The sequence below is a fragment of the Vibrio sp. 11-4(1) genome (assembly GCF_013048625.1).
Taxonomy (GTDB): domain Bacteria; phylum Pseudomonadota; class Gammaproteobacteria; order Enterobacterales; family Vibrionaceae; genus Vibrio; species Vibrio diabolicus.
On the sequence record NZ_VHSY01000001.1, the window covers coordinates 530,302 to 543,243 of the forward strand.

The 12,942-nt window shown below is 42.6% G+C and carries 9 protein-coding genes and 1 pseudogene; 2 read left to right on the forward strand and 8 right to left on the reverse strand.

Annotation, left to right across the window (positions count from 1 at the left end; genetic code table 11):
• Positions 1–37: 37 nt before the first annotated feature.
• Positions 38–1,207 carry a D-alanyl-D-alanine carboxypeptidase family protein gene (locus tag FKN16_RS02165; RefSeq protein ID WP_170901895.1) on the reverse strand — a complete coding sequence of 390 codons (1,170 nt, stop codon included), beginning with the start codon at positions 1,205–1,207 and terminating at the stop codon, positions 38–40.
• A gap of 1,197 nt (positions 1,208–2,404) precedes the next feature.
• Entirely contained in the window at positions 2,405–3,262 is an 858-nt protein-coding gene (gene yghU, locus FKN16_RS02170) for a glutathione-dependent disulfide-bond oxidoreductase (protein WP_170901896.1), read from the reverse strand.
• Positions 3,263–3,516: 254 nt separating this feature from the next.
• On the opposite strand from yghU, the pseudogene FKN16_RS24820 reads away from it, so the two are divergent.
• Positions 3,517–3,627, forward strand: a pseudogene (locus tag FKN16_RS24820) (dihydrofolate reductase); the annotation flags it as partial.
• A gap of 73 nt (positions 3,628–3,700) precedes the next feature.
• Here FKN16_RS24820 and FKN16_RS02175 read toward each other — a convergent pair.
• From FKN16_RS02175 to FKN16_RS02185, 3 genes are all read right to left on the reverse strand, one after another.
• Positions 3,701–5,155, reverse strand: a complete 1,455-nt coding sequence (locus FKN16_RS02175) for a sucrose-6-phosphate hydrolase (protein ID WP_170901897.1) — start codon at positions 5,153–5,155, stop codon at positions 3,701–3,703.
• Between the two features lie 31 nt (positions 5,156–5,186).
• The gene (locus tag FKN16_RS02180; RefSeq protein WP_170901898.1) at positions 5,187–6,110 is read right to left on the reverse strand and encodes an aminoimidazole riboside kinase; all 924 of its coding nucleotides are present in this window, start codon (positions 6,108–6,110) and stop codon (positions 5,187–5,189) included.
• A 165-nt stretch (positions 6,111–6,275) separates the two neighbouring features.
• The gene (locus tag FKN16_RS02185) at positions 6,276–7,715 is read right to left on the reverse strand and encodes a sucrose-specific PTS transporter subunit IIBC (RefSeq protein ID WP_048624798.1); all 1,440 of its coding nucleotides are present in this window, start codon (positions 7,713–7,715) and stop codon (positions 6,276–6,278) included.
• 235 nt (positions 7,716–7,950) lie between these two features.
• Between FKN16_RS02185 and FKN16_RS02190 the strand changes: the two genes are divergently transcribed.
• The gene (locus tag FKN16_RS02190) at positions 7,951–8,937 is read left to right on the forward strand and encodes a LacI family DNA-binding transcriptional regulator (RefSeq protein WP_009698245.1); all 987 of its coding nucleotides are present in this window, start codon (positions 7,951–7,953) and stop codon (positions 8,935–8,937) included.
• A gap of 63 nt (positions 8,938–9,000) precedes the next feature.
• Here the strand turns inward: FKN16_RS02190 and FKN16_RS02195 are convergent, their stop codons facing one another.
• The 3 genes from FKN16_RS02195 to FKN16_RS02205 all read right to left on the reverse strand — a co-directional run bounded on the left by FKN16_RS02195 (position 9,001) and on the right by FKN16_RS02205 (position 12,671).
• Positions 9,001–10,374, reverse strand: a complete 1,374-nt coding sequence (locus tag FKN16_RS02195; protein ID WP_009698246.1) for a carbohydrate porin — start codon at positions 10,372–10,374, stop codon at positions 9,001–9,003.
• Positions 10,375–10,909: 535 nt separating this feature from the next.
• Positions 10,910–11,641, reverse strand: a complete 732-nt coding sequence (locus FKN16_RS02200; RefSeq protein WP_170901899.1) for a hypothetical protein — start codon at positions 11,639–11,641, stop codon at positions 10,910–10,912.
• Between the two features lie 310 nt (positions 11,642–11,951).
• A complete protein-coding gene (locus FKN16_RS02205) occupies positions 11,952–12,671 on the reverse strand; it encodes a beta-ketoacyl-ACP reductase (protein WP_046875840.1) in 720 nt (239 codons plus the stop codon).
• Positions 12,672–12,942: the final 271 nt, after the last annotated feature.

The window sequence follows — 12,942 nt, forward strand, 5'->3', positions numbered from 1 at the left end:
ACAAGATAGAGTGATAATGGCAGAAGTTAGCTGTTTTTTAGAGCCAACTCGCGACCAATTGCTTAAACCAGTCTAAAATTCGCTTGAATAAGCTGCCTTCTTCCACCGATTCCAACGCTACAAGTTCGGCTTCATTCACAACTTTACCTTCGACTTTGTAAAGCACTTTACCAACCACTTGTTGCTCAGAAATTGGCGCTACCAAATCGCCATTATATTCAACTTCAGCTTGTAGCTTTTTCACATCCCCTTTTGGTAAAGTGAGATAAACGTCATTGGCCACGCCTACTTTAAGCTCATCTTGTTCGCCCATCCAAACTCGAGCGTTCGCAACTTCCGTTCCTGCCTCGGTTGGCATTACCGTATCGTAAAAGCGGAAGCCATAACTTAGCAGTTGTTTGCTTTCGGATTCACGGATATTCTCACTTTTTGCTCCCATCACAACAGCAATTAAACGCATGTCACCTTGAGTCGCTGAAGTCGCTAGACTGTAACCAGCACCGCTTGTATAACCAGTTTTCATACCATCGACATTCATACTGCGATCACGAAGCAAGCCATTGCGGTTATATTGCGTAATGCCATTGTAGGTAAACGAGGTTTCGCTATACAGTGGGTAGATATCAGGTAAGTCACGAATAATAGCTTGACCCAACTTGGCAATGTCATAAGGTGTCGAATATAAACCGTCACTGTCTAGACCATGAGGGTTGGTGAAAGCCGTGTTATTTAATTCAAGCTTAGCAGCCCAACTATTCATCAAGCTTACAAACCCTGACTCACTACCTGCGACATGTTCAGCAATGGCCACACTAGCATCATTACCTGATTGAACAACCAAGCCACGGTATAAGTCAGATAAAGAAACGGAAGTATTGACTTCAATAAACATCTTTGAGGAATCTGGGAAGTTTTTTGCCCAAGCATTTCGGCTAATGACGACCTCATCATCCAAAGTAATATTACCTGCGTTAATTTCTTGACCAGCCACATAAGCCGTCATTAACTTCGTTAAGCTCGCAGGATTTAGCCGTTTATGTGCATCACGTTCAACCAGCACTTTCCCAGTGTGAAAGTCCATCAAAACATAGCCACGAGAACTGAGTTCCGGTGCATTTGGCACAACCGTTGGTGCTGCATAAGCCAACGAAGATACAGCAGCGAACCCTGTAATTAACACTGTGTTTAATATAGTACTTTTTCTCATCATGACATCTTATCTTAGTAGCATTTAAGGCTTACAAACGGTACCCGAATGAATTCAAAGCACAGGGTTACCTAGGTAAAGAGCGAGTATATTGAAACGGCGCTCAGTTACAGCCACCTTGTTACGATTAGTTACTTTTACTCAATGTTTGTCGAGAATAATGAGAAGTAGGTAGAGCTTTCGTCTAGAAAGATGAGACAAGAGGCTAGAAATCATGCCGTTGTGCTATGTAATTAGTGTTCAGAGAAAAAACCGTACAAGCCAGATCTAAAACTAAGCTTGTACGGGAAAAGATAGCTAAAAATTTTATCACTATCTAACTAGGGGCAACTAAGAAAATCTAAAATTCAATTAATAATCCGAACTAATAATTGACTAACCAATGCTTCATCTCGGTCATAACAACATAATAATTTATTGTCAGAATTTCAGATAAAAATAAAAATTTAATTTATATATAACCTAAATATTATCTATTACTAGACAGGAGAAAAGTATAATTTCCCTTTCTTAAAACTAAGGGAGGCTTTTTTCGATGCCTTTGAGTTTGTATCGTCATCAGTAAACTGAGTGTAACAATGAGGGATAAGGCATCCGGCTTTAGCGCGAAAAGATAAGCCACTGTTATTTAAGTTCACTCTCTGCTTTTTTATCACTAAAGACTTTAAATTTCGGTTACCTTCAGTTTGTATAGCAATTCTTTCACGTACCCCAACCCAGTACGAATCAAACGACGACATTATACATATCCTCTTTCATGGTATAAGCAGTTGTAATTAAACATTGCTCAAAGCTAGATGTAGAATTCAGTAAATTATTTAAATTTTATTTATCTATAAATTTTAATTTAAATAGATTAACCCTCACATTCCACACAAAATAAAAGGTTATGTCAAAGATTAATTATCATTAAGTTTATTTATACTAGATATAAAATTAAGTTATAAATTTAAGGTTATCTAAAGTATAAATTTTTAGAATATCATCAGCTAATAGTTAATAGAAATGCAGAGGGCTTGTTGAATATGAAAACGATAAATAGAAGCAAAGAACTATCTATAGATTGAATAATCTTCAACGGGGTTACAATTCAAATAAAAGTAGCGCATCTAGTAAGATGCGCTATGGATTTGATCAGTTTTGGAGTATGAGTTCGGATGAAAACAAACTTACTTGAAGTGACTGAGCCAAGGTTGCTTATGGTTTAAGCTTCAATACCTTATCAATATCTTCTGCGCTGTGACGTTCAGGTAACTGCTCCCACTCTTCTCCCCATGAGCGATTCACAATACGACCACGCTGGACAGCTTCTCGCTCATCAATCGCTTTCGCCCAACGCACAACGTTTTTGTAGCTTTCTACATCTAAGAATTCAGCCGCATCGTAAGCACGACCCAGTACAAGGTTGCCGTACCATGGCCATGTTGCGATATCAGCGATACTGTACTGATCGCCACCTAGGAATTCATTGTTTGCGAGGCGCTTGTCTAATACATCTAACTGACGTTTTGCTTCCATTGTAAAACGGTTGATTGGGTACTCGAACTTCTCTGGTGCGTACGCGTAGAAGTGACCAAAACCACCGCCTAGGTATGGCGCAGAACCTTGCAGCCAGAATAACCAGTTCATTACCTCAGCACGCTTAGCGCCTTCTTTTGGTAAGAAATGATCAAACTTCTCAGCTAGATAAAACAAGATGTTGCCAGATTCAAACACGTTCACTGGCTCAGAACCCGAACGGTCAACCAATGCCGGAATTTTCGAGTTTGGGTTAACAGCTACAAAGCCAGAACCAAACTGGTCGCCGTCACCAATCTTGATCAGGTATGCATCATATTCTGCTTCTTTTACGCCTGCCGCCAGAAGCTCTTCAAACATGATCGTTACTTTCTGGCCGTTTGGAGTCCCCATGGAATAAAGTTGGAATGGGTGTTCCCCAACAGGCAATTCTTGCTCATGACGAGCGCCTGAGTCCGGGCGGTTAATGCTCGCCCACTGGCCACCATTTTCGTTATCGTTTGTCCAAACTTTTGGTGGAATGTATTCGTTAGCCATTGTTATCCCTTATTGTGTTTGAATGCATTATCAAGCTGGCAAACTCAGTGCGCCAGCAAGCATGATGAAGTAACCCACCGCATTCGATAAATGGGCATACCCAAGATATTAGGCCGGAATCTTCAAATAAAAGTCCTGACCTTTCACTTAATTAGAACCTTTGGTTATGGGATTTTCTTTCACGCTATAAGGAAAAACGTTGTTTTAATGTGAGTTAGGTTCGAGATGCTAACAATAATGAGTAAGCCCAACTCGGCGGCGCACCTCTGTTTGGTGATTTAGAACAACCGCTTAACTTTACAGTCACTAAGAGCGAAGTAGTGTTAGATACTTTGGTTCAGAAGACTTACGTACGTGAAAGATAGTTAGGTTAGATAGTTAAAAAGAAAAACGCCCTTCACTGAGTCAATGAAGGGCGTTTTAATGTAATTGAAACCGTTACTTAGCAGATTCAAACAAACCAGTGATGCCTTTCAAAGGGAAAAGCCTTGCTTGCTCCAACCCTTTCAACGTTACCGTATTTAAGTCATCAATAAAGAAACGACTGGTCATCGTGTGTTTGCCACCATTAATGAAAATCTCGATGACAGAGTTGTCGATATATATATCAATCGTCTGCTTAGCGTCCAATCTTGGTGCTTTTCGAATGCTACCAAATTCTTCTGCGTACAAATGAGACATGTAACGACGGTCCAGCATAAACTCGTGCTCTGTCGCACTAAAGACGATGTTGTCACCTTTGAGGTTACTCAGCTCAAGTTCAAAGCCATCGCCCACAAGGTCTAATTGGATCAAACAACTGGTGCTTTCCAGTGTATGGGATTGTGCAAAGACCACCTCTTCTTTTCTTAAACTTTTCAGCTCAGGGAGCGGAGTTTGAACAAGAAAACCATCTTTCAACGTTAGTTCTCTAGGAAGAGACAACATTCCTGCCCACTGGTGTGTGACCGATGGTGTGTCGATTTCTGGCAACCCTATCCATGCAATAAGAATGCGACGCCCATTCTCATCTAAATAGGTTTGTGGGGCGTAGAAATCAAACCCATAATCTGGCTGTAAAATATCTTGGTGGTTTTCTAAAGTCATCGACTCTAGGTTCAACTGATCACCCACGATATACGCGACAGAATAGATGTTTTTAAAATCATAAGGATTACTACTGCTCACACCCTGTGGAGAAAACAGCATCACCGATTGACCATTAATCTCAAAGAAATCAGGACACTCCCACATGTACCCAAGGTCAGAAAACTTGGTCTTGATAGGACCTTTATGCTGCCACGTTTTCAAATCTTTGCTTTGATAGAGCGCCATAGAACCATGCTCGGTTTTGGTTTGAGCACCCACCACCATCAAATAGTCGTCGCCTTTCTTCCAAACTTTTGGATCACGAAAGTGCTCCGTGTAATGTTCGTTCTCAATGACCACACCATGCTTTTCAATGTTGCCATCTGAACCCATGGTGGCAAAACACTGTGTTGGGATTCGATTCCAGTTTTGGTCACGCTTGTTACCAGTAAAAAACAGCAAAGCCTTGTTGTTTTCCACTAAAGCGCCGCCCGAATAGACGCCATGTGAATCGTAGTCTTGGTCGGGATGAAGACCCACGCCGTGATCAGTAAAATGGATGAAGTCTTTAGTAGAAAGGTGATACCAATACTTCATTCCATGGACTGGTCCCACAGGTGTCCACTGGTAAAAGATGTGGTGCTCACCATTGAAATAGCACAACCCATTTGGGTCATTTAACAGCCCAAATCTAGGGGCGATATGAAAACTAGGAAAGCCTTTATCTTGCTGACGTGAAAGTGTCATTTCTTCGATATCACACTGAGGGATTTGCTCAAGTCGGCGATACCTTTGCTCTACAGTCCAACGGTTGTTTAAGCTCATAATTTTTCTCAACTGAAATTGGATCTGAAGATCATTGCCCAATAAATTGCAGCAATTCTGTCTGGGTCGGAAGCGCAGTCATTGCGCCTTTTTGCGTCGTCGCTAATGCACCACAGCCATTTGCCCATTGAATCGCAGAGCTAACAACACGATGATTTTTCCAATCGTCATGTTGAGACAGACAAGCCAGTAGCCCTCCGACAAAAGCATCACCAGCCCCTGTAGTATCAACCGGACTAACGACTTGACCAGTGATCAGCTCACTCTGGCTTTCAAAGACGCGCCAAACGCCTTTCGCACCTTGTGTCACCAAGACCAAAGCAATATTCAAAGCGGCTATTTGTTGTAAACCCTGTGCCATCGAAGTTGAGTCAGTTAAGAACAAAAGCTCTTCTTCAGAGAACTTAACCACGTCAGCCATCGCTACAGCCTTCATCACGACAGCTTGGATTTCTGATTGATCTTGCCACACTTCATCACGCAAGTTAGGGTCAAAGCTAATGAAACCACCAGCGGCTTTTGCTCTTTTGATCGCCTCAAATGTGCTGCTTCGACTTGGCTCATTTGCCAGTGAAATCGAGCAAACATGCAGCCAGTCACCTTGCTTAAAGTTTGGGATGTCTTCAACAGACATAAACTGATCAGCGCTCGGTTTTACCATAAATGTAAAGCTGCGTTCCCCTTGATCGTCTAAATCTACCACCACTGTTGATGTTCTTTGCTCAGGGTCTTTAACGAGAAACTCCGTGCTCACGCCCTCTTGATCGAGCGTTGATTGCATGAAGCGACCAAATGGGTCATCACCCACACGTCCAAAAAACGCACTCTTACCAGATAGACGAGCAATTGCTACGGCGACATTCGCTGGTGCACCTCCGGGACATTTGAGTAAAGAAGTCTCAGATTCCGGTATTAGATCGACAACAGCATCACCAGTTACCCACACTTGATTCATCTTGCTTACCTTAAAATTAAAGCCCTGATAGTCCAACGTGTTGAACACATTCACTACCAAGTAAAAATTGAAAAAGGCTAGCCAAACCATGAGTGCTTGGCTAGCACCCCAAACATTTAGGAAAAGAAGTGGATTTTGGGGGACTCCACCCTTAAGGAGTTCAGATTAAGCCGCTGCTTTTTTACCGACTTTAGCGCGGTCACGCATACCAAGAACAATGGTGAGAACAAATGCGGTCAAGAACGCGATCACCATACCCGCGATGTAGTACCCAATCTTATCTGGCGTGATGGAAATGATGCCTGGAAGACCAGCTGCACCCAATGCCTGAGCTTTCACATTAAACATTGTGATGAACGCACTTGATAACGCCGCAGCGCAAACTGCCGCAATAAATGGGTAACGTAGTTTTAAGTTAACACCAAACATGGCTGGTTCTGTAATACCCAGCAAACCCGTAACACCAGATGGAATCGCAATACCTTTCATCTTCTTATCTTTGCTCATCACGCCCACCGCCAACGCTGCCGCTCCTTGAGAAACGTTAGACATCGCCGCAATAGGAAAGATAAAGGTGCCGCCCGTCGTCGCAATATCCGCAAGAAGTTGAGTTTCAATCGCAATGAAGCTGTGATGCATACCAGTAATAACAAACGGAGCATAAATAAGACCAAATACCGCACCACCAACAAAGCCAGCTGTGTTGTATAGCCAGTTCAGACCATCACCCAATAGGAAACCGATATCACGCGTGAACGGACCGACGACAGTAAATGTCAGCAAACCCGCTATGAAAATCGCCAGTAATGGCGTTAAAAGGTTGTCTAAAACAGAAGGTATGACTTTACGTAAGCCTAGCTCAACCTTCGCAAGAATGAATGCCGATACCAAAACTGGTAACACTGAACCTTGGTAACCCACTTTTTGGATTTCAAAACCAAGAATATTCCAAACCGGAATGTTGCCAGACACAGATGCGCCGCCGAATCCCCAACCATTCAGCAAGTCAGGGTGAACCATCAACATACCTAGCGCTGCCCCTAAATATGGGTTGCCGCCAAACTTCTTGCTGGCTGAAAATGCCAACAGGATAGGCAGGTAAACAAACGGCGCGTTTGCAAACGTGTTGATCATGTTCGCCAAGTCAGTCAGTCCTGGATTGGCCTCAATCAAGGATTTACCATCAATAAACAAGCCTTGGGCAGTCAGTAGGTTGTAAATACCCATCAACAAACCGCCAGCGACGATTGCTGGAATGATTGGGACGAAAATATCAGACAGCCCTTTCACCGCGCGCTGAACGATGTTTTGTTTCTCTGCGCCAGCAGACGCAACGTCGTTGGTGGACATTTCACTCATCCCCGTCAACTTCGCCATTTCTGCATAAACTTGGTTTACGATGCCTGATCCAAAAATGATTTGGTACTGACCCGCAACTTTGAACTGCCCTTTTACCCCTTCAAGGCTATCAATCGCTTGTTCATCTATTTTTTGCTCATCTGCAACGGCAAGGCGTAAGCGTGTCGCACAATGCGCAAGTGCGGTGATGTTGCTTTTACCACCTAATAGAGTTAACAACTCTTTTGCTACTGCCGGATAATTCATTTCATACCCCATTGGATTATTATCTGAGCTTGCGAAATTTTAGGGAACGTTTGCAAAACAGATTTTTGCTCAATAAAACCAAATGATCAAAGATAAAACAGAGAGAATGTGAGAATGATCGTCAAATTCTCTCCCTAAGAGCAGTATAGGAGGTTAGAATCGCTACTTATCAAAGAGCTTTTCATCTTCTCTTTGCAAACAATCCCAAAAACGAAAAACAGAATGGATAGGAACAATGGCGAGTCTGCATGATGTCGCCCGTCTGGCTGGCGTATCAAAATCAACAGTGTCACGGGTTATAAACGATGAGTATGGCGTAAAAGAAGCGACAAAACAGAAGGTCCGCCAAGCAGTAGCGGAGTGTGGCTATGTGCCGAACCAAGTCGCTAAAGATCTAAAATCTCAAAAGACCAATCTGGTTGGTGTCATTGTTCCTCGGGTTTCCTCTCATGCCACATCCCAAGGTGTCGATGGATTAACCGATGTCCTTGAAAAAGCCGGGAAACATGTCTTACTTGCTAGCACTCACCAAGCCCACGAAAAAGAACTGGAATACATTCAGATCTTTAACCAAAAACGGGTTGAAGGGATCATTCTTTACGCCACCCACCTCGATTCCAAGCTGGTAAAAGCAATTCAAAACTCAGCCGTCCCAGTTGTGCTCGTCGGTCAAGATGGTTCCATGTTTAATATTCCAAGCATCATTCATGATGACGCACGAGTAGGGTTTGAAGCGGGAAATAGACTGGTTGCAAAAGGTTGCCAAACCATGGGTTTTATTGGTGTGCAAGGTGACGATATCGCGGTAGATAAGCAACGCTCTGAAGGATTTGTTCAAGCGCTACAACATCATGGTTTTGAGCTCGCCTTCCATGCTCGTGGTGACTTTACAATCGATTCTGGCTATTCATTGGCAAAACAACACTTAACAAAGAACCCTAAGCTAGATGGCTTGTTCTGTGCGACAGACCGTATTGCTATCGGTGCGATGAGAGCGATTCAAGAGCTCGGGTTAACACCGGGTAAAGACGTTTTAGTGCTAGGAGTTGGTGATGATGAGCTCGCATCAGTGTGCACCCCAACGTTATCAACATTTAACTATGCATTTGATAAAGCAGGGGAAAATGGTGCGAAACTGTTACTAGATAGAATCGCCAACAGAAGTTTTGAAATGAGTAAGATGGTACTAACCTTCAAAACGATTGAGCGTCAGTCCTGTTAATGAAAAAGCGCCAACTGAAATCAGTTGGCGCTTTTCTTATTACTCTTTGTCGGTTAGATCCCTTTAGAACCAAGTTTCCATTTGCAGTGCAAACAGAACTTCACCACCGTCACCCATCGTTGCAGCGCCCGCATCCTGGCTAATCGAGTAGCCATTCAAGTCTTCGCTCCAATCAACGTAGCTAACTGCAAAACGTAGCTCCGGACGGTCAAAGAAACCTGCTGCGGTAGACATCTTAAGCGTTGGTGCAATTGTCGCTTTGTAAAAACTGCCACTTGCTTTATCAATCGCATTGTCTAGGTCCATGTATTGGTATGAGCCTTCATAAACCATCTCAAAGTTTTGCGTAAACTCTTGCGCTAAGCGGATGTTGAACGATGCCCACGTGAATTCATCATTTTTAGCAAAGCGATCTTGGCTGTGTTCTGCTAGCAACGCAGGTGCTACACGCCAGTTGTCGCCGATGCGTGTTACACCATAACTGAACAAACGTACGGCTTTTGCGTCTTCTAGCAAATCACCGTTTGAACCAATGCCTTTAAGTTCCGCACCCAGTCCATCACCCATCAAAATACCGGTTTTGGAGAAGCCTTCACTCATGCCAAAGAAGTTATCGCCATGGTAAGCAAACATCGCATGTAAACCTTTGTCCGCTGCACCTTCTACGCGATCATTGTTATCAGCAGACGTCATGCCGCTCAGCATCAATTGCCAATTACCAAAGCGGTTGTTCATTGTCGCGATATAGTTTTCAACATCAGTTGACGAGCTATCAATCTCACCAAAATCACGACCATAGATCGAGAAGTTTGCTTTCCATGAATCGTTCATTTGGACGTCATACACACCTGCACCAGTACCAGATAGGAAAACGATATCCGAGTCAAAGAAGTGAATGTCAAAGTTATCACGGTCAAATCGTTTACCTGCCCAAAACGTTGCGTCAGCAAACGCACTTGATTCAGAGAACATGCTCAACTTGTTTAGCTCAGCATATACCTGACGAACGTTTAATTGACTCTCACTCGCTGTCCATTCGTTATTGGTTTCCGTACTATCTGCCAACATGATTCGGAACAATGCGCTGGAACCATCATCTGCAAAGCGTTTGTGAATAAGGTTTGCTTCCACATAATGATCATCCTCAACCCCTAATCGTCCAATTGGCGCGCCAATAGCACCAGCTGCCGTCATGTAAGGACCAGTACCCACTGCACCATTCAGATCATCATTAATGAGCAGCCCGGAACGAGCGTAGCCATGAAACTCAAAGCTTGAGGCTTTCTCATTTGCTTCTGTAGATACTTTTTCTGTCTGTTCAAGTCTCTGTTCTAATTCATTAATTCGCTTTTCAAGAGCGTCAACATCTGTTGTTGCAAATGCAGGTGCAGTAACCAGCCCAAGCGCTACTGCCATCGTCAAAGTGTGTAGTTTCATTTCCATAGTCTCACGTAAATTTATACTTAGGTTATTTGCAAACGTTCCCAAGCAAAATTGCAAACTTATGGTGACTTTAAACGTCCATCTAAAGCCTGAATTTCAGAGCGCTCAGATACAGAGCGTCTCTACCACTTGTATCAATGAAGGCGATAATATATAAAATTTTCGGGAACGTTACCGATGGAGGGAAATTTTGTTACTTGTATCACGTTCAATTATGTTACTTACAGAAAAATCATTAACCAGCGCACATTTGAATGGTAATGAGAAACAGGCATTGAAATTCAGCCTTATTAACAGGTGGCATTGTGGCAGAGACGTTGGCTCAACGTCTTTTATAGATTGTCTTGTGGTTAGAGCGCACAAAAAAACTTCATAGAATCAGTGAGAGCATTTGGCTCCATGCATTTTAATATCTACAAAACTCATTTTTTGAACATAAATGAGTTTTGTAAAATCCAATAATCTTGCTCATGGTCACATCGGTTTCGAAAAGCCACTCATTACCAAAAAGTAATCAAGCTAATGCAGTCTAATACATCTCAATGTTATTCTCTTTGGCGACTAGTAAGTATTTAATTTGATGTTGAAAATCTGCCTCAATTATCTCTTCTCGACCTTTGGACATAACGGTGTCGTAAACCATGTTTACATATTCATACGGCAGATATTTATCAAAAACATGAACTATATCGTCGTTAATTAAAATTTCACCGTAACAAGCTAAGTCTTCATCAAACGTATTTTGGTAACAAGATATTTTAGAACTATCCCATCCAGAGTAAAATTTGACACTCTTGACATCGTCATACATCGCAATGAATAACTTTTCGATTCCAAGCTTTCCTTCAGCCTCAAACCTCGACTCAAAGTTAACATAGCCGATAGCAATACCTTCATTAGAAGCTGAGTAATCTTTATTAACTCCGTAGTGGACTTGGTTTTCTCTAAGTTTAGAATTGCCAATAGCTTTCCAAGTTAGGCGGTTCCCATCAATATTTTCACCAAATGTAAGCTCTTCTTTGACCTCAATAATTTGGTTCGCCAATTGGTAAGTTAAAGGCAGGTCAAGATCCGGAACGTTAGTGGCAAGACTTAGACCTTTCCTGCTATGTTTTTCGTAAATTACCTGATGTTTTCTTGGATCGGAGTGAGAGCTTACAACTATCCATCCGCTTTCTTCAGTAGATGGGTTAGTTGATTCGGAGTTACAGCCCAAAATAAGAAGAGTTGACGCGCTAAACAGTACAGTTTTTAAGTACATAGTGAGTATTCAAAGTTAATTATTTCGTGGCATTATCATTTAAAACAATATCATGGGCAATAAAATCATACTTTAATACCTCAACAGTTATTCTATTTCGAAGTTAATATTTTTGATTAGCTACATTGCTAGATTAATAACAGAGAACGATGCCAGAATGAATTATGTGTTCTAACTTATACTTAATCATACAAATCCGGCAGTGCGAAACGAATAAAGTGAACGTGTCAAAAGCCCGAATAGCGTTACCCAACAAAACGCCCTTCACATAAGTAAAGGGCGTTTGTTATTTGAGGTTTTGATTAGCGAGTTATAACACCAACCCACCATCAATCTTGAGCACTTGTCCGGTTATAAACGCACTTTTATCAGACGCTAGAAACGCAACGCCATTCGCAATGTCTTGCGCCGAGCCCATGCGTCCCAGAGGCGTTTTACTTTCCATCATTTGAATGACTTTTTCAGGCAAGCTCTTTGTCATGTCGGTAGCGATAAAACCTGGAGCAACACAGTTGACTCGGATTTGAGCGCCTTTTCTTGCTAACTCTTTCGCCCAGCCTTTGCTCATCGCTATCACGCCACCTTTACTCGCGCCATAATTACTTTGACCAATATTGCCATCCGTTCCCACGATAGACGAAATACTGACAATACTGCCTGCGCCTTGCTCTAGCATGACAGGTGCAACGCGCTGGGTGAGTAAAAACACCGCTTTTAGGTTCACGTCGATAACGCTGTCCCAGTCTTGCTCTAACATGTCTGGCAGCAGTGCATCTCTCGTTATCCCAGCGTTGTTGACCAGAACATCAATGCGTTGATGTTTCGCGACGATGCGGTCGACCACTTCACTTACCGCTGCGGCCTCACAGAGATTCACTTGATAACTTGAAAGGTTTGGCGACTGACTCCACTCCACAGGCGAGATATCTAGTCCCACGACGTGGAATCCATCTTCGAGTAATTGCTCGCAAATGGCCTGCCCTATACCGCGAGCAGCCCCTGTAACGACGGCGACTTTTTCGTCTTTCATCTTGGTCTTCCTTAAATGTTGAGAGTACAAATTCGCTTGTATCCCTAGCGTTTTTTGTTTTTATGCCTAGTCGCGCTACAGCTGCGCTTCTCATACGCAGGGTCTTTTATATCTTATAAAAACTATAGAAACAGTCTGGGAGTCGGATGTGAACTAATCAAGGCAACTTGATGACTATGGCAAGATCAACTTAAGAAAGTGTGTTGGAAGGAGCAAAGTTACACGATTGGAGGACTTGGATAGAAAAGTATTGATCTGATGACTCAAATAC